Origin of the sequence: Bacillus luti, from assembly GCF_009739945.1 — a bacterium.
Lineage (GTDB): Bacteria > Bacillota > Bacilli > Bacillales > Bacillaceae_G > Bacillus_A > Bacillus_A luti.
The window spans coordinates 86,465-111,299 of the sequence record NZ_CP040336.1 but is presented as its reverse complement, the minus strand read 5'-3'; the positions used below and the strand labels follow the sequence as shown (position 1 = coordinate 111,299).

At 38.4% G+C, this 24,835-nt stretch carries 31 protein-coding genes; 2 read left to right on the top strand and 29 right to left on the bottom strand.

All coding sequences use genetic code 11. From position 1 onward, the window contains the following. Positions 1-103 precede the first annotated feature (103 nt). From atpA to EUC40_RS00480, 14 genes are all read right to left on the bottom strand, one after another. Positions 104-1,612: a F0F1 ATP synthase subunit alpha gene (gene atpA / locus EUC40_RS00545; RefSeq protein ID WP_000027520.1), complete on the bottom strand. Its 1,509-nt coding sequence runs from the start codon at positions 1,610-1,612 to the stop codon at positions 104-106. 11 nt (positions 1,613-1,623) lie between these two features. Continuing rightward, positions 1,624-2,166: a F0F1 ATP synthase subunit delta gene (atpH, locus tag EUC40_RS00540; RefSeq protein ID WP_000064676.1), complete on the bottom strand. Its 543-nt coding sequence runs from the start codon at positions 2,164-2,166 to the stop codon at positions 1,624-1,626. Then, positions 2,163-2,669 (bottom strand): F0F1 ATP synthase subunit B, encoded by a 507-nt coding sequence (gene atpF, locus EUC40_RS00535; protein WP_001142621.1) that lies wholly within the window; start codon positions 2,667-2,669, stop codon positions 2,163-2,165. The genes atpH and atpF overlap by 4 nt, the downstream gene beginning before the upstream one ends. A 129-nt stretch (positions 2,670-2,798) precedes the next feature. Further along, positions 2,799-3,017: a F0F1 ATP synthase subunit C gene (gene atpE / locus EUC40_RS00530; protein WP_000052064.1), complete on the bottom strand. Its 219-nt coding sequence runs from the start codon at positions 3,015-3,017 to the stop codon at positions 2,799-2,801. 56 nt (positions 3,018-3,073) lie between these two features. After that, positions 3,074-3,793, bottom strand: a complete 720-nt coding sequence (atpB, locus tag EUC40_RS00525; RefSeq protein WP_000399876.1) for a F0F1 ATP synthase subunit A — start codon at positions 3,791-3,793, stop codon at positions 3,074-3,076. A gap of 7 nt (positions 3,794-3,800) precedes the next feature. Then, positions 3,801-4,193, bottom strand: coding sequence for an ATP synthase subunit I (locus EUC40_RS00520; protein ID WP_000567600.1), 393 nt, complete (start codon positions 4,191-4,193; stop codon positions 3,801-3,803). Continuing rightward, entirely contained in the window at positions 4,193-4,417 is a 225-nt protein-coding gene (locus EUC40_RS00515) for an AtpZ/AtpI family protein (RefSeq protein ID WP_001171223.1), read from the bottom strand. Before EUC40_RS00515 ends, EUC40_RS00520 begins: the two co-directional genes overlap by 1 nt. A 26-nt stretch (positions 4,418-4,443) precedes the next feature. After that, the gene (locus EUC40_RS00510) at positions 4,444-4,557 is read right to left on the bottom strand and encodes a DUF4024 domain-containing protein (RefSeq protein ID WP_000232963.1); all 114 of its coding nucleotides are present in this window, start codon (positions 4,555-4,557) and stop codon (positions 4,444-4,446) included. 378 nt (positions 4,558-4,935) lie between these two features. Further along, positions 4,936-5,565 carry a uracil phosphoribosyltransferase gene (gene upp / locus EUC40_RS00505; protein WP_000517536.1) on the bottom strand — a complete coding sequence of 210 codons (630 nt, stop codon included), beginning with the start codon at positions 5,563-5,565 and terminating at the stop codon, positions 4,936-4,938. 272 nt (positions 5,566-5,837) lie between these two features. Beyond that, positions 5,838-7,079 (bottom strand): serine hydroxymethyltransferase, encoded by a 1,242-nt coding sequence (gene glyA, locus EUC40_RS00500; protein WP_071711205.1) that lies wholly within the window; start codon positions 7,077-7,079, stop codon positions 5,838-5,840. 215 nt (positions 7,080-7,294) lie between these two features. Then, positions 7,295-7,912, bottom strand: coding sequence for a TIGR01440 family protein (locus EUC40_RS00495; protein ID WP_156573190.1), 618 nt, complete (start codon positions 7,910-7,912; stop codon positions 7,295-7,297). A gap of 21 nt (positions 7,913-7,933) precedes the next feature. Then, on the bottom strand, positions 7,934-8,377 hold the full coding sequence (gene rpiB, locus EUC40_RS00490; RefSeq protein WP_000869918.1) for a ribose 5-phosphate isomerase B: 444 nt from the start codon (positions 8,375-8,377) through the stop codon (positions 7,934-7,936). A gap of 97 nt (positions 8,378-8,474) precedes the next feature. Further along, complete coding sequence (locus EUC40_RS00485) at positions 8,475-8,915, bottom strand: low molecular weight protein arginine phosphatase (protein ID WP_071711203.1); 441 nt, start codon at positions 8,913-8,915, stop codon at positions 8,475-8,477. A gap of 235 nt (positions 8,916-9,150) precedes the next feature. Continuing rightward, positions 9,151-9,648 (bottom strand): PTS sugar transporter subunit IIA, encoded by a 498-nt coding sequence (locus tag EUC40_RS00480; RefSeq protein WP_000473666.1) that lies wholly within the window; start codon positions 9,646-9,648, stop codon positions 9,151-9,153. 386 nt (positions 9,649-10,034) lie between these two features. Here EUC40_RS00480 and EUC40_RS00475 point away from each other — a divergent pair, with 386 nt between their 5' ends. Together EUC40_RS00475 and EUC40_RS00470 are read left to right on the top strand one after the other, a co-directional pair. Then, complete coding sequence (locus EUC40_RS00475; RefSeq protein WP_000968694.1) at positions 10,035-10,421, top strand: DoxX family protein; 387 nt, start codon at positions 10,035-10,037, stop codon at positions 10,419-10,421. 167 nt (positions 10,422-10,588) lie between these two features. Then, entirely contained in the window at positions 10,589-11,200 is a 612-nt protein-coding gene (locus EUC40_RS00470; RefSeq protein WP_000949049.1) for a flavin reductase family protein, read from the top strand. Positions 11,201-11,538: 338 nt separating this feature from the next. On the opposite strand, the gene EUC40_RS00465 is transcribed toward EUC40_RS00470, so the two are convergent. The 15 genes from EUC40_RS00465 to spo0F form a co-directional block, all read right to left on the bottom strand. After that, positions 11,539-11,814 (bottom strand): DUF3935 domain-containing protein, encoded by a 276-nt coding sequence (locus tag EUC40_RS00465; RefSeq protein WP_000197469.1) that lies wholly within the window; start codon positions 11,812-11,814, stop codon positions 11,539-11,541. 81 nt (positions 11,815-11,895) lie between these two features. Continuing rightward, the gene (locus EUC40_RS27385; protein WP_280115263.1) at positions 11,896-12,027 is read right to left on the bottom strand and encodes a hypothetical protein; all 132 of its coding nucleotides are present in this window, start codon (positions 12,025-12,027) and stop codon (positions 11,896-11,898) included. Between the two features lie 19 nt (positions 12,028-12,046). Next, entirely contained in the window at positions 12,047-12,595 is a 549-nt protein-coding gene (locus EUC40_RS00460) for a manganese efflux pump MntP (protein ID WP_156573189.1), read from the bottom strand. A 74-nt stretch (positions 12,596-12,669) separates the two neighbouring features. Continuing rightward, positions 12,670-13,713: an L-threonylcarbamoyladenylate synthase gene (locus EUC40_RS00455; RefSeq protein WP_156573188.1), complete on the bottom strand. Its 1,044-nt coding sequence runs from the start codon at positions 13,711-13,713 to the stop codon at positions 12,670-12,672. Between the two features lie 108 nt (positions 13,714-13,821). Continuing rightward, positions 13,822-14,280 carry a GNAT family N-acetyltransferase gene (locus tag EUC40_RS00450; RefSeq protein ID WP_071710796.1) on the bottom strand — a complete coding sequence of 153 codons (459 nt, stop codon included), beginning with the start codon at positions 14,278-14,280 and terminating at the stop codon, positions 13,822-13,824. 49 nt (positions 14,281-14,329) lie between these two features. Continuing rightward, positions 14,330-15,193, bottom strand: coding sequence for a stage II sporulation protein R (gene spoIIR / locus EUC40_RS00445; RefSeq protein ID WP_156573187.1), 864 nt, complete (start codon positions 15,191-15,193; stop codon positions 14,330-14,332). A 111-nt stretch (positions 15,194-15,304) separates the two neighbouring features. Next, positions 15,305-16,156, bottom strand: a complete 852-nt coding sequence (gene prmC / locus EUC40_RS00440; protein ID WP_151623952.1) for a peptide chain release factor N(5)-glutamine methyltransferase — start codon at positions 16,154-16,156, stop codon at positions 15,305-15,307. Next, the gene (gene prfA, locus EUC40_RS00435; RefSeq protein ID WP_033665332.1) at positions 16,156-17,223 is read right to left on the bottom strand and encodes a peptide chain release factor 1; all 1,068 of its coding nucleotides are present in this window, start codon (positions 17,221-17,223) and stop codon (positions 16,156-16,158) included. The genes prmC and prfA overlap by 1 nt, the downstream gene beginning before the upstream one ends. Before the next feature lie 393 nt (positions 17,224-17,616). Beyond that, positions 17,617-18,204: a thymidine kinase gene (locus EUC40_RS00430; RefSeq protein WP_000280852.1), complete on the bottom strand. Its 588-nt coding sequence runs from the start codon at positions 18,202-18,204 to the stop codon at positions 17,617-17,619. Between the two features lie 108 nt (positions 18,205-18,312). Continuing rightward, positions 18,313-18,558: a type B 50S ribosomal protein L31 gene (locus tag EUC40_RS00425; protein ID WP_060632964.1), complete on the bottom strand. Its 246-nt coding sequence runs from the start codon at positions 18,556-18,558 to the stop codon at positions 18,313-18,315. 404 nt (positions 18,559-18,962) lie between these two features. Beyond that, positions 18,963-20,234: a transcription termination factor Rho gene (rho, locus tag EUC40_RS00420; RefSeq protein WP_001053902.1), complete on the bottom strand. Its 1,272-nt coding sequence runs from the start codon at positions 20,232-20,234 to the stop codon at positions 18,963-18,965. 426 nt (positions 20,235-20,660) lie between these two features. Continuing rightward, positions 20,661-21,626, bottom strand: coding sequence for a class II fructose-bisphosphatase (gene glpX / locus EUC40_RS00415; RefSeq protein ID WP_000442336.1), 966 nt, complete (start codon positions 21,624-21,626; stop codon positions 20,661-20,663). Between the two features lie 121 nt (positions 21,627-21,747). Then, positions 21,748-23,037, bottom strand: a complete 1,290-nt coding sequence (gene murA, locus EUC40_RS00410) for a UDP-N-acetylglucosamine 1-carboxyvinyltransferase (protein WP_000413252.1) — start codon at positions 23,035-23,037, stop codon at positions 21,748-21,750. Positions 23,038-23,356: 319 nt separating this feature from the next. After that, on the bottom strand, positions 23,357-24,214 hold the full coding sequence (locus EUC40_RS00405; protein WP_001131847.1) for a class II fructose-bisphosphate aldolase: 858 nt from the start codon (positions 24,212-24,214) through the stop codon (positions 23,357-23,359). Positions 24,215-24,425: 211 nt separating this feature from the next. Then, on the bottom strand, positions 24,426-24,794 hold the full coding sequence (gene spo0F, locus EUC40_RS00400; RefSeq protein WP_000398592.1) for a sporulation initiation phosphotransferase Spo0F: 369 nt from the start codon (positions 24,792-24,794) through the stop codon (positions 24,426-24,428). Positions 24,795-24,835: the final 41 nt, after the last annotated feature.

Here is a 24,835-nt window from a genome sequence, read left to right as displayed (position 1 = left end):
TACTCTTTTCCTTTACATGACCTTTAGCAATCTCAGAGCCCGAGATGCCGTTATATATTATCTAGCTTCGGCGGTTTGTACGAGCCGCTTCGGCTTTTATTTATTACTCAGAAGCTACGAATACTTTTTTAAATCCGTTAATTGCTGCTGCAAATTTGTCGTCATCCGCAAGTTTCTTAGTTGTGCGAATTTCGTTTAATAAGTCAGCTGCATTTGAATCTAACCAAGCATGGAATTCTTCTTCGAAACGAGTGATGTCTACTACTGGAATATCATCTAGGAATCCACGTGTTAAAGCGTAAAGAATGATAACTTGTTTCTCTACACGTAACGGTTTGTGTAATCCTTGTTTTAATACTTCAACAGTACGAGCACCACGGTTTAATTTCGCTTGTGTTGCTTTATCAAGGTCAGAACCGAACTGAGCGAACGCTTCTAACTCACGGTAAGATGCAAGGTCAAGACGAAGTGTACCTGATACTTTACTCATCGCTTTAATCTGAGCAGATCCACCAACACGAGATACAGAAGTACCCGCATCGATCGCTGGACGTACGCCAGAGAAGAATAGGTCAGATTGTAAGAAGATTTGTCCATCCGTAATTGAGATTACGTTTGTTGGGATGTAAGCTGATACGTCCCCTGCTTGTGTTTCGATGAAAGGTAGTGCAGTTAAAGAACCGCCGCCTCTTGCATCACTTAATTTTGCTGCACGCTCTAATAAGCGAGAATGTAAGTAGAATACATCCCCTGGATAAGCTTCACGACCTGGAGGACGACGTAATAGTAATGACAGCTCACGGTAAGCCGCTGCTTGTTTTGATAAGTCATCATATACTACTAATACGTGTTTACCATTGTACATGAACTCTTCACCCATTGTTACACCAGCGTAAGGAGCTAAGTATAATAATGGAGCTGGTTGAGAAGCAGATGCAGTTACAACGATTGTGTACTCTAATGCACCGTGCTTACGTAGTGTTTCTACTACGTTACGTACAGTTGATTCTTTTTGTCCGATAGCTACATAGATACAAATCATATCTTCATCTTTTTGGTTAATGATTGTATCAAGTGCAACTGCTGTTTTACCTGTTTGACGGTCACCAATGATTAACTCACGTTGACCACGACCAATTGGTACAAGAGCATCGATCGCTTTAATACCTGTTTGAAGTGGCTCATGAACAGATTTACGATCCATTACACCTGGTGCTGGACTTTCGATTGGACGAGTGTTTGTTGTATTGATTGGGCCTAAACCATCAACTGGTTGACCTAATGGGTTTACAACACGACCGATTAGTTCTTTTCCTACTGGTACTTGCATGATGCGACCAGTACGACGAACTTCGTCACCTTCACGGATTTCTGTGTAAGGTCCTAAAATGATAATACCTACGTTGTTTTCCTCTAAGTTTTGTGCTAGTCCCATAACGCCGTTAGAGAACTCTACAAGTTCACCAGCCATAACGTTATCAAGACCATGAGCACGCGCAATACCGTCACCAACTTGGATAACTGTACCAACATCACTAACTTCGATTTCAGACTGATAGTTCTCGATTTGTTGCTTTATCAGTGCGCTAATTTCTTCAGCTCTGATGCTCATGTGCTTCACCCCTATCTATTCTTCATTAATTCACGCTGAATACGTGCTAATTTTCCTTGTAAACTTCCGTCATAAATGCGATTTCCAATGCGTACTTTAATGCCGCCTAGTAAATCTTCATCTACAACATTTTTCACGCGAATAGCATCTTTTCCTGTTCTCTTTGCAAATGCTTCTGCAATGTTAAGCTTCTCTTCCTCTGATAGAAGGCGAGTAGAATATACAGTTGCATCCGCTACGTTACGTTCTTCATTAGCAAGAACAACATATTCATCTGCAATTTCAGGTAAGATATCGATACGCTTGTTATCAATTAAAATATATAACGTATTTAAAATAGATTCAGAAACAGATCCGAATACGTTTGCAAGAAACGTTTTCTTCTGCTCCTTTGAAATGTTCGGTTGCGTTAAAAAGCTATGTAGTTCTCCGTTCTTTACAAAAACGTTTTGTACAAGGCGTAATTCCTCTTCAAACATTTCTAATACGTGTTTTTCTTTTGCAATTTTAAAAAGAGCGACAGCATAACGTTTTGCTACAATCCCATTGCTCATCGCGCTTCTCCTACTTCTTTAATATAATCGCGAATTAACTTCACTTGATCTTCTTCTTTTAATTCTTTTTCAATTACTTTAGAAGCAATTTGAACAGATAAAGAAGCGACTTGTTCTTGTAAAGCAGCAATCGCTTGCTCTTTTTCGCGTTGAATTTCTTGTACAGCAGATGCTTTAATTGATTCTGCTTCTTCTTTCGCAGCAGCAACAATAACATCTTTTTGATCTACAGCTTGTTTTTTCGCTCTTTCGATTAACTCTTGTGCTTCAACACGTGATTGTTTTAACATTTCACGTTGTTCTTCTACTAACTTCTTCGCTTCAGCGTTACTTCTTTCTGCAGCGTCGATTTCATTAGTAACATGCTCTTCACGTTCTTTCATAATTCCCATTAAAGGACCCCACGCAAATTTGCGTAGCATTACTAATAGAAGTAAGAAAATGAACAATGTATAAGCAATCGTTCCAAATGGAACGGCAGCCCCTAATAATAAAGTTGGCACAAGGATTCACTCCCTTCAAAATATCTAAATTGATCATATGAAAAAAAAAGACATACGTTTCGTTCATAAAGCAATGGCGAAGAAAGTTCGGAAAAACACTCTTCGCCATCTATGTAAGGGGAGTCTCCCTTATTTGTTCATTACGATGAAAGCAATAACTACACCGATGATTGGAAGTGCCTCAACTAAAGCAACCCCGATGAACATAATTGTTTGAAGTGCGCCTTTTAATTCTGGTTGACGAGCAACACCTTCGATTGTACGTGATACGATAAGACCGTTACCAATACCTGCACCTAATGCTGATAAACCAATTGCAATTGCAGCTGCGATTACACCTAAACTCATTTAATTTGTCCTCCTTTGTATTATAAAAAAATAAATTTTTTCTTACTTAAATTATATTAATGGTCATGGCTTACTTTATGAGCCATATAAACCATCGTTAACATAACGAAAATAAATGACTGGATTGATCCAACGAATACACTGAATCCCATCCATGCTAACATCGGTACAAGTGCACCTAATGCTCCAAGAACTGATGCTCCGCCTAACTTAGCAAGTAATCCTAATAAGATCTCACCTGCATAAATGTTACCGAATAAACGAAGACCTAACGTTAATGTGTTAGCAAACTCCTCAATAACCTTTAATGGGAATAAGAATTTCATAGGTTGGAAATAACCTTTAACGTATTCTTTCGTACCCTTCATCTTAATTCCATAATAATGGGTGAGGGTAACTACCATCACGGCTAATGTTAATGTAACTGCTGGATCAGACGTTGGTGATCTCCACCATGCAATATGTTCGCCAGCCTCAACTGTTGAATACATGAATGGTAAACCAAGGAAGTTCGATACGATGATAAACATGATAAGCGTAACGCCAAGCGTTAAGAAACGTCCACCCGTTTTCCAGTCCATCGTACTATTGATAATCCCTTTCACGAAGTCAAACACCCATTCCATGAAATTTTGCATTCCTGTTGGGCGAAGAGCTAAGCTGCGAGTTCCGATAACAGCGATTAAGAAAACAATAACTGCTGCTACAGTAACCATCATAACTGATGACAAATCGAACGTTAAACCTAGAAATTCAACTAATTTACCGTGTTCCACTAGTAATTCACCTCTCTTCCCTGCTCTTATACTCTAAATAAAGAAAATCTATGATCATGACAAGGTATCCTGTCAGCAATCCTACACCTAAGCCCCACATCGCAATTAACTCTTGATATTTGGCTGCAAATAAAATTAATAACCCAATCGTGGCGAACCTTGAATATGTACTTACCGCTGTTGCCTTAAACTTCACGTTTTCTCCATTTGTTACGCGATCTAACAGCTTGTCTGTTCTACGTGCAATGATGCGCAAACTAAGAAAACTGAAAATCGTTCCGATAATCAGCCCAAGAAATACATCCTTGTAAGAGGTAAAGCCCCATCCTAGCACTAGAAGCGCAAGCAAGTAGTACATATATTTCTTTTGTCTTTGGACAAGTCCATGTACGTCTATCATCATTGCTCTCCCGAATAGTAATGTCGAATGAGTCGAATCATTGCGTATACCCCTGTTCCTAATCCGAGTAATAACCCTATAATAAGAAACAACGGAAACGTTCCAACCTTATTATCAATCCATTGCCCCCCAAAGATTCCAACAAGAATAGAACCGACTAACTGAGCAAGAATTCCTGACATTAAAGCATAAGCTTTTATATGGCTGCGATCGTTTTTTTGCAAGGATTCATCCCTCCAATATGTAACCCTCATTCACGATGTGTTAATAATAACTCATTTTTCTGCATAAATTCTATACAAAATAAAAAGTTTACATTTTCGTCACGGAATAGATGCATTTTTGTCACTGAAAGCCCTACCATCTATCCCCGTTGTTAGCATACAATAGGGTATTAACAGTGTCAACGAGAAATCGTAAAAAATCAAAAAATTTGAGTATTAGTCATTTCCTCCCAAAAATGAAAACGTTCCCCTTCTAAATACTGGTTAGAGATATGCAATTTCTAACAGTTTTCTCTTTATAATAGAAGAAAATGTTCACAACTTTGTCACTATTATATTTTTAAGATATAACGCTTTCCTTCCATAATATAGTGTTCTCTAGACGTAAGACTTCTATATTATATGCGATGTGTATACTACTTATGTTGTATACACGATGTATATTTATCCTCCCCTCCCCCACCTGCTTCGAACAAAAAAAAGACGAGCTGGGGAATCTCCCCTTCTCGTCAGTTGTCTTACTTCGTTCCGAATAAACGGTCACCAGCATCACCAAGACCTGGCACTACATATCCGTGATCATTTAATTTCTCATCTAATGCTGCAACATAAATATCCACATCAGGATGCTCTTCTTGTACTACTTTCACGCCTTCTGGAGCAGCTACGATACACATTAATTTAATTTGTTTCGCACCGCGCTTTTTCAGAGAGTTAATTGCTTCAGCTGCAGAACCACCTGTTGCTAGCATCGGATCTAGTACGATGAAGTCACGCTCTTCTACATCCGTTGGAAGTTTCACATAGTATTCTACCGGTTGCAATGTTTCAGGGTCACGATATAAACCAACGTGTCCTACTTTTGCTGCTGGAATTAATTTCAGAATTCCATCAACCATTCCTAAGCCTGCACGTAAAATCGGAATTAAACCAAGTTTTTTACCAGCGATCACTTTTGTTGTCGCTTTGCTTACAGGTGTTTCAATTTCAATGTCTTTAAGTGGAAGATCGCGAGTAATTTCGAAAGCCATTAAACTTGCTACTTCATCCACTAATTCACGAAAATCTTTCGTACCTGTATTCTTATCGCGAATATATGTAATCTTATGTTGAATTAACGGGTGATCAAATACATACAGTTTTCCCATGTGAATCTCTCCTTTAGATGATATTCATGCGTTTACACGCTTTTTTACACTATTTACGATTGTAAAGAAAACGCTACTAATATTCAAGGGCAAATTTGGTAAAATCCTGATTTTACATGAATCTATCTAGTATCTTTACCAATTCTGGGAGCTGTATCCTTCATTATATCGCCAAAATTTATTCATCATTTGTATACATACTTTAAAAACGATATATGTCCAAAAAAAAAGACTGCCAAAACAATTACGTCTCAGCAGTCTTTTTCAATCTATTATAGATTTGGATACATTGGGAATTTGCTCGTTAACGCCTCTACACGCTTACGTGCTTCTTCTAATGCAGCTTCATTTTCATGATTTTTTAATGTATAAGCAATAAGTGACGCAATTTCATCCATTTCTTCTAAACCGAAACCACGAGATGTAACTGCTGCTGTACCGATACGTACACCACTTGTTACAAACGGGCTTGCTGTTTCGAATGGAATTGTATTTTTGTTCACTGTAATACCAACTTCATCTAATACGTGCTCTGCTACTTTACCTGTAATTTCTAAGTTACGAACATCAATCAAGATTAGGTGATTATCTGTTCCACCAGATACAAGTGTAAGTCCTTCTTTCTGAAGACCTTCAGCTAAACGGTGTGCATTGTTAATAATGTTTTGTGCATATGTTTTAAAATCATCTTGAAGTGCCTCACCGAACGCAACAGCTTTCGCAGCAATTACATGCATAAGTGGGCCACCTTGAATACCAGGGAAGATTGATTTATCAATTTGTTTTGCAAATTGCTCTTCACATAAAATCATACCACCACGTGGGCCACGTAAAGTTTTATGTGTTGTCGTTGTAACGAAATGTGCATATGGTACTGGGTTTGGATGTAAACCAGCCGCTACTAAACCAGCGATATGAGCCATATCAACCATTAAGTATGCGCCTACTTCATCTGCAATCTCACGGAATCGTTTGAAATCGATAACACGAGGGTATGCACTTGCACCCGCAACGATTAATTTTGGTTTATGTTCTTTCGCTTTTGCTAATACATCATCGTAATTAATACGGTGAGAGTCAGCATCCACGCCATATTCTACGAAATTATATTGTACTCCACTGAAGTTAACAGGGCTTCCGTGTGTTAAGTGACCACCATGAGATAAATTCATACCAAGTACTGTATCGCCTTGCTCTAAAATTGTGAAGTATACTGCCATGTTCGCTTGTGCACCAGAATGTGGTTGAACATTTACGTGCTCTGCGCCGAAAATTTCTTTTACGCGATCACGTGCGATATCTTCTACTACGTCTACGTGTTCACAGCCACCATAGTAACGTTTTCCAGGATATCCTTCAGCATACTTATTCGTTAAAACAGAACCTTGCGCCTCCATTACCGCTTCACTTACGAAGTTTTCTGAAGCAATTAACTCAATCTTTGAACGCTGTCTACCTAGTTCTGCCTCAATTGCAGCAAATACCTTTTCATCTTGACGTTTTAAATGATCCACCAAAATCCCCCTTTTCTGAACGAATTACATCGATTCCCAATAGTTTTTTCTTTTTTATTCAGAAAAAACGAAAATTCAGGTTGTAATTCTTTCGAACCTTCATGTTTTCAACTACATTCTAACATGACTTTCTATATCATAAAAGAAAAAAAAGACCGAAAATCGGTCTTTTCTTTCTTCTATTATAAGGTCAGACAACATACTTTTTATCGTATTTAACGGCAAGTGATAGTTTCTTCCTTCGCCGCGTATACAGCACGTGCTCCACCAATTAGCTTTCCACGTGTTTTCGCCATCGTTACATGCGCACTTCCAATTGCCCTTACACTTGTACGAACTGGAACGGCTACATGCTTTAAATGCATACCGATAAATGTATCGCCAATATCCATTCCGGCATCTGCTTTAATAAATTCAACTACTACCGGATCTTTCAAATTGTGATACGCGTATGTCCCCAATGCACCACCTGCTGATCTAACAGGCGTAACTGTTACAATTTCAAATTGATATTTCATCGCCACATCTCTCTCAACTACTAAAGCACGATTTAAATGCTCACAACATTGAAAAGCCAATTCGATACCTGTTTGCTCTTGAAATTGTTTTAACTCAGAAAAAATCGCTTCTGCCACTTCCATCGTTCCCGATGTTCCAATTCTTTCTCCTAGCACTTCGCTCGTGCTACACCCCACTACAAAAATTTGACCACTTTGTAATGAAGCTTGCTCTTGGAAATCAGAAAGCGACATTTGTAGCTGTTCTCTTACCTTTACGATTTCTGTCATTACGCCTCTTCCTTTCACAGGTTGGTTCACCAAATTATATTTCATACTGCTTCTAGTTAGAATCTATTACTTTGTTTCGTATGTTTTAATTTTTCCTACGCGGTTTTCGTGACGGCCACCTTCAAATTCAGTTGTTAACCAAATTTTTGCGATGTCACGTGCTAAACCAGCACCAATTACACGCTCGCCCATTGCTAACATGTTTGTATCATTATGCTCTCTTGTTGCTTTCGCACTGAAAGTATCATGAACTAACGCACAACGGATACCGTTTACTTTGTTTGCTGCAATTGACATACCAATGCCTGTCCCACAAACTAAAATACCACGATCTACTTCACCATTCGCTACCATTTCTGCTGCAGGAAATGCAAAATCAGGGTAATCAACAGAACCAGCTTCACATTCACAACCTAAATCAATATATTCAATATTTAATTCTTCTAATAAACTTACAAGTTCTTTACGGATATTCATACCGCCGTGATCAGATGCTACTACTACTTTCATTTTTACCCCTCCAAAATTTCAATCAATTATCTTCATCGCACACTCCACTACCTGAATGGTATGAAATGCTCTCCAATATCGTATTATACACGAAACATCAACCTTCTGAATGCTTTTTCAATAAAGTTTGTACAAGACCTTCCATCTCTTTTAACGTTTCCTTATAAACTGAAAGAGAGCCTCCAAACGGATCAGAAATATCCTTACTTACGCCTTCTGTTAATCCATATAATGTATAGACTTTCTCTTCATTATTAGGATAATGCCCAAGTACAATTCCCTTATGATTTTCTGTCATTGTTATTACAATATCAGCCCAATCAAGCAACGTTTCATTTATTTGCTTTGAAGCATGATCGATTGAAATCCCTTTTTCAATGAGTGCTTCTTTCGCATAAACCGATGCATCGCTTCCAGGATAGGCGAAAACACCAGCAGATTGCACTTCAAACTTACCTTCTCCATAATGACGAAGTAAAGCCTCAGCCATCGGACTACGGCATGTATTTCCAGTGCAAACAAATAACACTCGTTTCATCCAAACCCACCCCTTATACTGTATCTTTTCCTTTTAATAATAGCTTACATTAGGATAGAACAAAAGAAATGTGAATATACGAAAGGCGTATTTTTCTAAGAAAAATACGCCTTATCCACATATATGTGAAACCCTGTTTCCAAGTGCCCAAAGTATTTTATCATACATAACGCGCGCACTACAAAACAAAATAAGGAATCCATTTCATACGAAACGGACTCCTTCTATACAATAATTATTTCATTGTAACTTTCATTACTTCTGTTGAACCTTTTGTAGCTGTTACGCCTACAGTTGTCTTAATAGACTCAGCTGCATCTGTGTTTGTGATAACGATTGGAGTAATTGTACTTTTCGCTTTTTCACGGATTAATTCTAAGTCGAATGAGATTAATTTATCTCCAGCTTTTACAGCTTGGCCTTCAGAAACGTGAGCTTCGAAACCTTCGCCTTCCATTTTAACAGTTTCTAATCCAACGTGGATTAAGATTTCTGTACCGTTTTTCGCTTTAATTCCAATAGCATGTTTTGTGTGGAATAATTGTACGATTTCACCATCAACTGGAGATACAACAACACCTTCAGTAGGATCAATTGCAACACCATCACCCATCATACGACCAGCGAATACTGGATCTGGTACTTCTTCAATATTTTTCACTGCTCCAGTTAATGGAGCTACAATTGTTTCTTCATTTGTTTTTGAACCAAGACCGAATAATTTTTTAAACATAGGATAGTCCTCCTTATAATTTACCTAAAAGTTTATAGGGCAATCCCTAGTAAAGCTCGGGATACATGTAAGACTTCATACTTCGAATATCATATTGTAAAAACGCTTTCGAAATAAATTACGTCATTACTAATAGACTCTTATTGTAGCGCTTCACAAAATTCCAGTCAATTCTGATTGTCTGAATAACAATAAGAAGTTAACTTCTACTTATATTTTCTCTTTTTTTACCCAACTTGTCTAGAGGTCTTTACTACATTTTATTTTTTGTCGTTAATTTGTAAAATTAATTTCAAACTTTTTTCAAAATCTACTTGACTAAAGTAAGTAACTATTTTATTATTACTTACGTAAGGTAAGTTAATAACTTTTAGGAGGTTTTTGAAATGATGGATATCGGTCTTCTTATTATTCGTCTTATTATAGGTATTACATTCATGGGTCATGGTGCTCAAAAATTATTTGGTTGGTTCGGCGGTTACGGTTTAAAAGGAACAGGTGGCTGGATGGAATCAATCGGTTTACGCCCTGGTGTATTCATGGCATTTATGGCTGGCGCAACTGAATTATTAGGTGGTTTCTTATTCGCATCAGGGATTTTCACTGCAATTGGTTCATTATTTATCGTTGGAACAATGTTAATGGCAATCTTCACTGTTCACGGAAAAAATGGTTACTGGGTAACTCAAAATGGATATGAATATAACTTAATGTTAATCGCTGTTGCTATTGGTGTAGCTTTAATCGGACCTGGCGCATACGTTTTACTATAATTTTCATCTCAATTTCGAGACATTTACCAAAAAAGAGATTACTTCAGGGCAATTGAGGTAATCTCTTTTTTTACACCATCAAAAAAAATATTGTTTCCAGCAGGAGATTCCCATTGATATCTTGTAAACAAACAATAAGTCTTCATATTTAGAAAGGGGATTACAACATGTTATCCATTAATCCAAACGAACAAACCGAAAAAGATAATTACAAATTACTAACAGGAAGTATCATTCCGCGTCCTGTCGCATTCGTTACTTCTGTAACAAAAGACGGTGTATTAAATGGAGCACCATATAGTTATTTCAATATCGTTGCTGCCAATCCACCACTTATTTCAGTTTCTGTACAACGAAAAGCTGGAGAAAGAAAGGACACTTCCCGAAACGCAATTGAAAAAGGGGAATTTGTCGTACATATCTCTGATGAATCTTACGTAGAAGCAATTAACGAAACAGCAGCCAACCTACCTCCTGATGAAAGTGAAATCGAATTAGCAAAACTAACACCAGTCGACAGCGATGTCATTTCAGTACCAGGTGTAAAAGAAGCAAACATTCGAATGGAATGCGTATTAGAACAGGCAATTCCTCTTGGCGGAACAGAAGACGCACCGGCTTGCGATCTACTAATCGGACGCGTCGTTCGTTTCCACGTCGCGGAACACCTATACGAAAACGGCCGCATTCACGCAGAAGGACTCAAACCAATAAGCCGCCTAGCAGGACACAACTACGCAAAACTAGGAGAACAATTTGAATTGGTTAGGCCACTTTAAAAGCGGAGGTGGCTCGTCCAGAATGGGAGGAGGATGGAGCTTCTGACGTAGAGGCGCTTTTTGCCTCGCAGGAAGACGCGAAGCCACCGACCATTCTAGCCGCTGGAGCTGGATATATCTAAAAGCGGAAGCGGCTCGTTCAGAATCGCAGGACACTTCAAGCTCTCGACCTTGAAGCGCTTTTTTCTTCGAGCGAGAGAGCGAAATGACCGGAGATTCTAGCCGCTGGAGCTGGATAGTACCTAAAGGCCCGTTTAGCTCTGACAACCTAAAGATGGAAACGACTCGCTCTACTACATCATCCAAAAATCCCCCGCTAAAAAGCGGGGGATTTTTTTTTATAATTCTTCCTTTTTTTCCTCTAAAGTCGGGAATTTCTCTTTTTTCGGTTTCCCAAGCTTAATTACGAAGAAATATAGAGAAAGCAATGTAATAAGAAAAACAATTAAAAACGGGTATGGAGAATAAAAAGCACGCGCCGCCTCCGTTTTTCCTGCAACAAACTTCAATGACTCAATATCTAAAAACTCAGCAAACATTTGTACACCGAGCATGCTAAACCAAAAAACAAAAAAACTAATAATAATACCAAAGACTTGCTTCAATCTCGTCATTCATCTCATCCTTTCTATAATCTGTAATTTTTAGTGCAATCAGTATAGTACAAACAAAACTATGCACAGAAAGGAGCTATCTTACCATTCGCGAATTAACTTAATCCAATCTAAAATCGAAATTTGCAAAATAATACCCCAAATAACAAACAGTCGTAACGACCTAGGAAAAAACGTTACAAATCGAATATACCATTCCATTAACTTGTTCATAACGTCCTCCTCCTCAAAATTATATAGGAAAAAGGAGATATAATCCAAATCCAACCAGAATGATACCACCTACTATTTCACCATATGTACCGAGCATATCTTTCACATGTCTACCAATTAATAAACCAATCCACGCTAACAGCATGCTAACAAACCCAAAAAGTAATATCGTAATAATTGTCTGCGCCCCGTAAATTCCAAGACTAAGACCTACTGAAAAACTATCTATACTGACGCCAAATGCAAATACGAATAAACTAATTCCAATAGGCGCAGTTCTAGCTTCCTCATTTTCCAAAATAGACGAATATACAATATAGAATCCTAGTCCAATTAATAAAATGGCACCTGCAAAATGTGCAATATCTCCATACTTCTCTGATAAAAAACGACCTAATACCATTCCTACAAATGGCATGATAATATGAAAAATCCCTATCGTCATACCGATATACAGGATTTGTCTTAACTTTAAGGTCATCATCCCCATACCAAGACTCACCGAGAACGCATCCATCCCTAAGGCGAATGCCATAATTATTAAAGGTATTAGCTGTTCAAACGTCATTCATGTCCCTCCTCGGACGTGCTACTTCAAAATATGCTTATCCGAGGAGAAATATTCTGTTTGCTAATCGTACCTTATGCTTCAGTAATAATTTGATGTCCTGCTGCTTTCGTTAAACGATTCATAATGGCATTTCCTATTCCTTCATTCGGGAATGATTCACTAAAAATAACATCCACTTCACTTGCATCAAACGTTCTAAGTACATCATATAATTTAGTCGCAACGCTAGCTAAATCACTTCGAACACCACAAGATAGTACAACATCCGCACTATACATATGCTGATACTCTTCTGTCGTTAATACACCTACTTTAAATCCTTCTTCCTTTTTCTTATCCACAATAAGCTGAATAAATTCACGCGAACCTTCAACAATACTAAGTGGCGCTTTCGGTGCATAATGTGTATATTTCATTCCAGGTGATTTCGGTTTTTCCTTTTCATCCTTTAAAGCTGGATCTAAAGAAACAGTACCTATCACCGCTTCCAATTGTTCTTTCGTAATGCCACCTGGACGTAGAATCGTTGGAACTGTGCTCGTACAATCAATTACAGTTGACTCAACCCCTACTCCCGTTGCACCGCCATCCACAATACCTGCAATCTTCTCATTTAAATCTTCATATACGTGAGAAGCTAACGTCGGACTTGGACGCCCAGAACGATTCGCACTCGGTGCCGCAACAGGTACATTTGCTTCCTCAATAAGAGCAAGCGCTACTGGATGATCAGGCATTCTTACTCCAACCGTATTAAGTCCTGCCGTCACCTTCTCTGAAATTCCTTCTTTTCTAGGTAAAATAATTGTTAACGGGCCTGGCCAAAAATGTTCCATTAACTTTTCTGCAACTGGCGGAATTTCCTTCACAATCCCATCTAATTGAGATTTCGTACCGATGTGGACAATAAGTGGATTATCGCTCGGTCTTCCTTTTGCTTCAAAAATTTTCGCGATTGCTTCATCATTCATCGCGTTCGCACCTAGCCCATATACCGTTTCTGTAGGGAAGGCAATTGCTTCATTTTCTCTTAATAATTTTGCTGCTTCTTGTATCTGTGGATAATATTTTTTTCTTTCCACAACATTATCCACAACCCACATATTTGTATGCATTTTTTCCCACGTCCTTTTCTACCATGAAATACTTGTCTATTTTTAGTTTACTACGAGATTTATCCAAAAGACAAACAAGGTTTATCCACAAAATGTGGATAAACCTAATTAATCTGTTGATAACTTTGTGAATAGCTGACAATTTAGTATTATTGCATTTGGCTCTTTTATATTTTTACAAAAGTGTTCTAACTGTCGAATTCCCTCTGGCACGTTTTCTTTTTCTACAGTGACAAAGTCAAAAAACTGAAAGATCGTTATCGATTGTGGATGATTTGTTAGTAAGTACAATTGTCGAATATTTTTTTCTTTCATATACTGCAAAAACATTTCAAAAAAATATAAGAACGTCTGTTTATCCACATTAGGTGTGAATAAACAAGAACGAATAAGCACATCTTCTCCACTTTGTTCATAACCAATTACAGCTCGTATTTCTTCCGCCTCTTCCAAAATCATAAATTGTGCGTACAACTCATTTATTTTATCATCTTTTTTATTAGCTTGTCCGAAAAATGAATGTAATCTTTCCACATCTGCTTTCGTAGCAAAATACACCTTCTTCATAGTAAATCCCTCCTCTTTTTTATATATGAGAAGGGATTTACTAATAGTACTATTTAGAGAATAAAGATGTAAAAGCTTCTACAATAAATAACTTAACTTCTGGCTTTTCTTCTTCCTCCTCTACTTTTACATACTCATTTTGTTTTTCTTGTTTTTGTTCCACAGGTTTCTCCACTTTTTCCACAATTTTTGTTTCTTCTTTACTTACAGGTTGTTCTTCTACTTTCGTTTCATTTTTTACTAATTTCTTTTCAGAAGCTGTTACTTTTTTTGCGACTTCCTGCTTTACAACTTTCTTTTCTTTCACCTCATCCTCTTTTTTCTCTTCTGCATTTACTACTTCTTCATCTAATTGTTTTACCTGCTCCTCTTCAGGAGATTCCGCCTTCACAACATGTTCTTCTTTCCTTACAGCTGTACCACTTGAAAAATCTAAGAAACACATCGGCGGAAATAATACACACCACCAGTTTGCCCCTTCACCTTCACCAATTGTAATCAATACTGCCTCATATTCCCCTGCTGGGTAAATAAAATTCCCATATACCTTTGTAGGAAACTTTACATTCTTACTGAATTTCACTTGAAATGAATCTTTACTTCCTTCTTTTTTCAAAGTATTTGCCACTGTTTTTTCGATTTCTGGAATATGACTTTGAATAACTTTGCGTGCCTCTTCAAATGAAGTTAAATCTGCTACCCATCCATCAATTTGTGCTTTTACTTCATCACGCACTTTGCGTTTTAACGCCTGGTCTTTATCTGAATCACTATTTGCTAAAATCCGTAATCGAACGGCCTCTTTCGGAATAACTGAAGGCCCTTTCGCATCAGCTTTCATATATCCAAACTGCACAAGTAACTGTGCACCAATTAATAATAGAAGAAGATAAGCAATAACTTGTTTTTTCATTTCCTCCACCGTCCCCTCTACAAACAGTGTGGACAGACTTTCATCTTTCTAAACTATTAAATTCAAAATCTATATAAATTTCCCCACAAAAAATAGAGTAAGGTGTGAACCTTACTCCATCTCTGCAAATACCATACGATCTTTTCCATTAATATCAAAAACAACCTCAACATGAGCATGTGGAAAAGCTTGTTGCAATAGCCCTTTTACATCCTCGCCTTGCCCTACTCCAATTTCAAATGCCACAATTGCTTTCTTCTGCAATACATTCGGCAACTCTTCCATAAAACGGCGATAGAAATCTAATCCGTCTTCACCACCAACAAGTGCTCTCTTCGGCTCATGCTCTTTCACCACAGGAGAAAGACCACGCCAATCTTCTTCCGGTATATATGGAGGATTTGAAACAACAATATCTAACTTTTGACCCGTTTCATAAAATGGTGATAATAAATCACCGTGATAGAACGTTACTTCTGCGCCTAAAGTTTTCGCATTTTCTTTTGCAACTTCAATCGACTCTTGTGCAATATCTACCGTATACACATGAAGATTTTTATTTTCTAAAGCTAGCGTAATAGAAATCGCTCCGCTACCTGTACCGATATCTGCTACATGTAGTTCCTTATCACCAAAATGGCGCTCGACTCTTTCTAATACTCCCACTATAAGCTCTTCTGTTTCCGGCCTTGGTATTAATACTTCTTCATTCACAAAGAACGATCTTCCATAAAACATTTCATAACCCATCATATATTGAATCGGAATACCTTCTACATGCTTGTGGATAAACTCTGTAAAACTTTTTTCTTGTTCCGCAGTTATTTCTTCACGCATATTCATCAATAATCCCGTTCTGTTCGTCTTTAATACATGACAAAGGACAATTTCTCCCGCATTTTCATCTCGTCCATTTTCCTGTAAAAAAGAAGAAGCCCATTTCAGGGCTTCATAGACACGCATTACTCAGCTGCCTCCATCTTTTGAGCCTGATCTTCCATCACTAAGGCATTGATGAAATCATCTAACTTACCTTGTAAGATTTGATCTAGCTTTTGAATCGTTAAACCGATTCGATGGTCTGTAACGCGGTTTTGCGGGAAGTTATACGTACGAATACGCTCTGAACGATCACCCGTACCAACAGCTTGTTTACGGTTTTGATCATACTCAGCTTGTGCTTCTTGTCTAAACTTATCATAAACACGTGCGCGTAATACTTTCATCGCTTTTTCTTTATTCTTAATTTGTGATTTCTCATCCTGACAAGATACAACTACACCAGTCGGTAAATGCGTTAAGCGTACCGCTGACATCGTTGTATTAACGCTCTGTCCACCAGGTCCACTAGAAGCGAATGTATCAACACGAACATCTTTCTCATGAATGTCGATCTCTACTTCTTCTGCTTCTGGTAATACAGCTACAGTTGCTGTAGATGTATGAATACGTCCACCAGATTCCGTTTCAGGAACACGTTGTACACGGTGAGCACCATTCTCGAATTTCAGCTTCGCGAAAGCACCTTTACCGTTAATCATAAAGATAATCTCTTTATATCCACCTAATTCTGTATAGCTAGCCTCGATAATTTCCGTTTTCCAGCCTTGTACCTCAGCGTAACGGCTATACATACGGTATAAGTCACCAGCAAATAAAGCGGCCTCGTCGCCACCAGCAGCTCCACGAACCTCAACGATAACGTTCTTATCATCATTAGGGTCTTTTGGTACAAGTAAAATTTTCAGACGCGCTGACAATTCCTTATCTTGTCCTTCTAACTCAGAAACCTCTTCTTTTACCATTTCACGCATTTCTGCGTCTAACTTATCTTCTAACATTGCTTTCGCATCTTTTAATTGCTCACGAACATCCTTATACTCACGATATACCTCTACCGTTTCCTGTATATCAGATTGTTCCTTTGAATATTCACGAAGCTTATTAGTATCGCTAATAACCTCTGGGTCACTTAACAATTCATTTAACTTCTCATAACGATTTTCTACAGCTTGCAAACGATCTAACACATCATTCACCTCTACATCCTAGTATCTAATACAAATAGTATATGGTACTTACTCAAAAAAACGCAAATTATATTTAAAAGCGCAAGCGGCTTGCTTAAAATCGCAGGCTATTTGGAACTCTCGACCTTGAAGCGCTTTTTGCTTCGAGCGAGAGAGTGAAATAGCCGGAGATTCTAGCCGCTGGAGCTAGATAATATATTTAAAAAGCGGAGCCGACTGCTTAGGTCCAGTGGCTAAGGTTCTCTCGCACAGAAGACGCTTTTAGTCTTCTCGTGCGGGAGGTTCTTAGACGCAAGGACCTAGCCACCGGAACTAGATAATATTTAAAAGCGTAAGCGGCTCACACCACTCACTCTCTCTATTTTGAAAAAAACCCGCCTTGCGCAGCGAGTTTTACTGATCTTTGTTTGTAGGAACTGCATGACAATGACGACAGCGTGGTTCATACGATTCTGAAGCCCCAACTAAAATAATTGGATCATCAAATGCCGCTGGTTCTCCATTAATTAATCGTTGTGTACGACTTGCTGGAGATCCACATGCAGAACATACTGCTTGCAGTTTTGTTACATGTTCAGCAATTGCCATCAGCTGAGGAACTTGTCCAAATGGTAGACCACGGAAATCTTGGTCTAAACCAGCTACAATGACACGATAGCCACGATTTGCCAATACTTGCACCACTTCCACAATGTCCCCATCAAAAAACTGTACCTCATCGATTGCAATAACATCCATATCTTCTGTTATATGCTCAAATATATCTTTTGAGGCAGAAACAGGAACTGCTTTTACCTTTAATCCATTATGTGATACAACGTCTTCTTCGCTATAACGATTATCAATACATGGTTTAAATACAATTGCATGTTGTTTCGCAAATTGTGTACGACGCACACGGCGGATAAGCTCTTCTGATTTACCAGAAAACATACTACCGCAAATCACTTCAATCCAGCCATTTTGATTTATTAAGTACATGAAGCTCTCCTTTCATCTACTTTTTAGTTAAAAGTAGGGTAAAGGTATAATATTTTCGCAAAAAAAACAGACAAGCGAATACATACACTTGCCTGTTTTATGTTTTTATTACTTAATACCGTATTTCTTATTGAAGCGGTCAACGCGTCCGTCTGCAGTAGCAAACTTCTGACGTCCAGTGTAGAATGGGTGAGAATCAGAACTGATCTCAACTTTTAGTAATGGATAAGTGTTACCATCTTCCCACTCAACAGTTTCGTTAGATCCTTTAGTAGATCCGCTTAAGAATTTGAAGCCTGTGTTTGTGTCCATGAATACAACTTTCTTGTAATCTGGGTGAATTCCTGCTTTCATTCTTTTCATCTCCTTCCGCCCTGAATCATTTTCGAAACAGAGTTTTTCATCTTCAGCTGCATACACAACTATATTGATGAAACACATATGATGAAATTATAACAAGGCTAACTTCATTTTGCAACTACCTGTTTTTGTCTTTTTAAATTTAAAAGCGCAAGCGGCTCGTTCAGAATCGCAGGGCATTGGAACTCTCGACCTTGAAGCGCTTTTTGCTTCGAGTGAGAGAGTGAAATGCCCTGCGATTCTAGCCGCTGGAACTGGATAAATTTAAAAGCGCAGGCGGCTCGTTCAGCTCCCACTATAATCAACCAATATCCTTCCACTTATCTCTCTTTAACATCACCTAAAAAACATAAAAAACTCGCTTACCACAAAAATAAGCGAGTCCCAATCTTTTCCCTTTACTTAGTTGTTACATATCTTTTCGAGTCTGCAACAATGTTTTGTAAAAATTCTTCATTTGTCTTTGTTTGACGAAGCTTGCGCAAGAAACCTTCAACAAAGTCTGGTGTATCACGCATTGTTTTACGAATACCCCATAACTTGTCTAAATGTTCTTTCGGAATTAATAGATCTTCTTTACGTGTACCAGAACGACGAATATCAATCGCTGGGAAGATACGACGTTCAGCTAATGAACGATCTAAGTGAAGTTCCATATTTCCAGTTCCTTTAAACTCCTCGTAAATTACATCGTCCATACGAGATCCTGTATCAACAAGCGCTGTTGCTAAAATAGTTAAGCTACCGCCCTCTTCAATATTACGTGCTGCCCCAAAGAAACGCTTCGGTCTATGGAAGGCCGCTGGATCGATACCACCCGATAATGTTCTACCACTTGGTGGAATAACAAGGTTGTAAGCTCGTGCTAAACGGGTAATACTATCCATTAAAATGATAACATCTTTTTTGTGCTCTACAAGACGCATTGCACGTTCTAACACAAGTTCAGCTACTTTAATATGATTTTCTGGTACTTCATCAAAAGTAGAACTTACAACATCTCCTTTAACAGAACGTTCAATGTCTGTTACTTCCTCTGGACGCTCATCAATTAAAAGTACAATTAATTCTGCTTCCGGATGATTTGTTGTAACACTGTGTGCGATTTCTTTTAATAGACTAGTTTTACCAGCCTTTGGAGGCGCGACAATTAAACCACGTTGTCCAAATCCAACTGGTGCGATTAAATCCATGATGCGTGTCGGTAACTTTTTCGGTTCCGTTTCCAATTTCATTTGGCGATCTGGGTATAATGGTGTTAATGCAGGGAAATGCACACGCTCTTTTGCTGAATCTGGATCGTCTCCGTTTACAGCTTCAACTTGTAATAACCCAAAATAGCGTTCATTTTCTTTCGGAGGTCGTACTTTACCAGAAACTTTGTCTCCATTACGTAAATCGAAACGACGGATTTGCGAAGCTGAGATATAAATATCTTCTGAGCTTGGAGAATAGTTGATAGGACGTAGGAATCCAAATCCTTCTGATTGAATAATTTCTAATACGCCTTCCATGAAAAAGAAACCTTCTTTTTCTGCTCGGGCTTTCAAAATAGAAAAAATTAACTCTTTTTTCGTTAACTTGCTATAATACGAAATCTTAAATTCTTTCGCAAGCTCATATAATTCTTTTAATTTCATGTTTTCTAATGCTGCAATTGACAAATTCATTCAGACACCACACTTTAACGTTATTCTCTTTTCAAATGGGTAAAGGGAAAAAATACGGAAGGCAAATAATTAATAATGAAAGGCAATAAGTTCAAGTAGGGTAATATTCACTATTGTAACCCTTTTATCTAGTTTTAATCAATACGTTGAAACACAAATACAAGAAGCGAAGACAAGAAAATTTGTCTTCGCTTTTTATATTTCTTTCTTTTTTCTACTCACCTGATTTTAAGGGCGAATAGATAAGGCATTTCACTCTCTCGTTTGAAGTGCCCTGCAATTCTTAACAAGCTGCTTCCGCTTTTTATCTAATCCAGCTCCGGTGGCTAGAATCTCCGGTCATTTCACTCTCTCACTCGAAGCAAAGAGCGCTTCAAGGTCGAGAGTTCCAATGTCCTGCGATTCTGAGCGAGCCGCTTCCACCTTTTATTTAATAACCAAGTTCGGTTTTTTATTTAAGCTATGGCGTCCGTCTACAAAGCGTACTGTACCTGACTTCGCACGCATAACAAGGGATTGCGTTGTTCCTACGCTACCTTTAAATTGAACACCGCGTAATAGTTCTCCGTCTGTTACGCCTGTTGCTGCAAAGATTGCATCGTCACCTTTTACTAAGTCCTCCATGCGAAGGATACGGTTGATGTCTTCTATGCCCATCTTTTTGCAACGCGCTAATTCAGCTTCGTTTTGCGGTAATAGTTTTCCGTGAATCTCGCCGCCTAAACATTTTAATGCAACTGCTGCTAATACACCCTCAGGTGCACCACCAGAACCGAATAAAATATCTACACCAGTACGATCAAATGCAGTATTAATTGCGCCAGCTACGTCTCCATCATTAATCAATTTAATGCGAGCACCAGCTTTACGAATTTCTTCAATAATTGCTTGATGACGTGGACGGTTTAAAACTGTCGCTACAACATCTTCAATATCTTTATTTTTCGCTTTCGCAACTGCACGTAAGTTATCAATAATAGGCGCATCAATATCGACTGCCCCAACCGCTTCTGGGCCAACCGCGATTTTATCCATGTACATGTCAGGAGCATGTAACAAATTGCCGTGATCTGCGATTGCAATAACAGCAAGTGCGTTCCATCCGCCAGCTGCTACGATGTTTGTCCCTTCTAAAGGATCAACTGCAACGTCTACGCGCGGGCCATATCCTGTACCTAATTTCTCTCCGATATACAGCATTGGCGCTTCATCCATTTCACCTTCACCAATTACAACTGTACCTTTCATCGGAATTGTATCAAATACATCACGCATAGCTGATGTTGCTGCACCGTCTGCCTCATCTTTTTTCCCGCGTCCCATCCAACGCGCTGATGATAATGCTGCAGCCTCTGTTACACGTACTAACTCCATAGATAAACTTCTTTCCAAGATAATCCCTCTCCTTTAAGTCTCTAATATTTCTGCCGTATTTTGTGAACCGGATTTTTCTATAAAATGTACTTCCGCTAATGATGATTCTTCGCTCCCCATTAACGGAAGTATCACCACTTTAAGCGTTCTTCATTTCTTCAATCTCTTGCTTTGTCATTTGCTCTCGCCAAATGTTTGCACCAAGCCCCTTAAGCTTGTCTACTATATTTTCGTAACCTCGATCAATATGCTCAAGTCCGGTTACTTCTGTAATGCCATCCGCCATTAACCCCGCAATAACAAGCGCAGCTCCAGCTCGCAAATCACTTGCTTTCACTTTTGCACCTTGCAGTAAAACAGGGCCAGTTACAATAGCTGAACGACCTTCTACTTTAATTTGTGCATTCATACGACGTAATTCATCAATATGTTTAAAACGTGCGCCATAAATCGTATCCGTTACAACACCCGTTCCATGCGCCTTTGTTAAAAGTGTTGTAAACGGCTGTTGTAAATCTGTTGGGAAACCTGGATATACAAGCGTTTTTATATCAACTACTTTTAATCTTCTATCACCGTTCACTGTAATTTGGTCATCATTCGTTTCAACTTGGACACCAGCTTCTCTTAACTTTGCCGTAACTGACTCTAAATGCTGAGGAATAACATTATCAACTGTTACTTCTCCTCCTGACGCAGCACCTAAAATCATATACGTACCCGCTTCAATACGATCTGGAATAATTGTATGATGACAACCGTGCAGTGAATCCACACCATCAATTCGGATTACATCTGTACCAGCACCTTTAATGCGTGCTCCCATACTCGTCAACAAGGTAGCTACATCAATAATCTCAGGTTCTTTCGCTGCATTTTCAATAACAGTTCTACCTTTCGCTCGTACAGCTGCTAACATAATATTAATTGTAGCCCCTACACTAACAACGTCTAAATAAATACGTGCTCCGCGCAATTCATCTGCTCTTAAGTAGATAGCACCCTGTTCATTTGTAACATGTGCACCTAGCGCTTCAAAACCTTTAATATGCTGATCAATCGGTCTTGGTCCTAAATGACATCCACCCGGAAGCCCAATAACAGCTTTTTTAAAGCGGCCAAGCATCGCACCCATTAAATAATAAGAAGCGCGCAATTTTTTCACTTTTCCATTTGGCAAAGGCATCGCAACCATATTAGAAGGATCGACTACCATCTCTTCCTCCTGTCCATAAGTTACTTTCCCTCCAATTTCCTCTAGTAAGTCTCCTAACATTTTCACGTCCGAAATATTAGGAACACCACCAATAGTTACTGGAGTATCTGCTAAAATTGTCGCTGGAATTAGTGCAACGGCGCTGTTCTTTGCACCACTCACGCGAATTGTTCCATTTAAAGCTCTTCCGCCTTCAATTAGCAATTTTTCCATATTGAGCTCCCTTCTTGTGAATGTATTTACTTTCTATTTTCTTTATAGAAAGCTCCCCTTAAGAATCTCAACTACTCTTTCCACCCTAAAAACCATCACCTACAGTGCCCCTGTAGTATAAATAGGTGAAGGTTAACTATTCATCGAATTATAAATCAGATACTTATCACATTTATTAATAGGACTATGCACATTATTTTCTATATTTAAAGATTTAAAAATTCATTTTATAAAATCTTTCGACTTGTTCACGCTTTCATTATACAACGAAAGGAAACCGTCTAAAAGAGTAGACGGTTTCCAAAACGGAATTTTATTCTTACGCTTTACCGTTAGAACCGAATTCGCGCATTTTACCAGCAACAGTTGCTTTGATAGCGTCGCGGCCAGGTCCGATAAATTTACGAGGATCGTAAACTTCTTGGTCTTTGTTTAATACTTCACGAACAGCTTTTGTAAACTCGATTTGGTTCTCAGTGTTTACGTTGATTTTTGAAGTACCTAAAGAGATAGCTTTTACGATATCAGCAGTTGGGATACCAGTACCACCGTGTAATACTAAAGGTACACCAGTGAAGTCACGAACTTGTTCCATTTCAGCGAATCCTAAGTTAGGCTCACCTTTGTAAGGACCGTGTACAGAACCTAAAGCTGGAGCTAGGCAGTCGATGCCAGTTGCTTCAACAAGGTGTTTACACTCTGCAGGATCAGCGTAAATTACGCCTTCAGCGATTACGTCGTCTTCTTGTCCGCCAACTGTTCCAAGCTCAGCTTCAACAGATACGTTACGAGCGTGTGCGTATTCTACTACTTTTTTAGTAGTTTCAACGTTTTCTTCGAATGGGTGGTGAGAAGCGTCGATCATTACAGATGTGAAACCTGCATCGATTGCTTCTTTACACTTTTCAAAGCTTGAACCATGGTCAAGGTGAATCGCTACAGGAACAGAAATGTTCATTTCTTCGATTAAAGCTTTAACCATAGCTACAACTGTTTTGAAACCAGTCATATGACGAGCTGCACCCTCAGATACACCTAGGATTACAGGAGATTTTTCTTCTTCCGCAGCAGCTAAGATAGCTTGAGTCCACTCTAAGTTGTTCATGTTGAATTGACCAACTGCGTATTTTCCTTCTAGTGCTTTGTTTAGCATTTCTTTCATAGAAACTAAAGGCATGGTGAATCCTCCTAAAAAACGTTTTTTGTATCCGATAAGTTCTTATCGCTGGTAGTATGACCAGGATAAGGTAAAATATGTATATATACATACCGGACTTTTTTCTACACTCCATAGGATAACAACTTGTACTCAAAAACTCAACCGTATTCACCTGCACAATAGTCCATGTAAACGCTTTTTTCCATATTTTTTATAAAAAATTCATTTTTTATGCCTCTACAGCAAGCTGATCTCTCACCGCTTGACGAATTTCATCAATATCAAATGGTTTGGCAAAGTGCATTAAAGCTCCTAAATCTTTTGCTTCTTGGATCATATCAAGCTCTCCATAAGCAGTCATTAAAATTACTTTAATACTCTCATCAATTTCCTTTACATGTTTTAAAATCTCTATACCATCCATACCTGGAATTTTCATATCTAATACGACTAAATCTGGATTGTCTTTTTTCACGATATCTAAAGCTTGAAAACCATTCGCTGCTTGGAACGTCTGATAACCTTCTTTTTGGAACACTTCATGTAATAACACACGAATGCCATATTGATCATCAACGATTAAAATTTTCCCTTCCATAACTCCCAACCTTTCTGTGTAAGTACAAGATTTACAGCTTC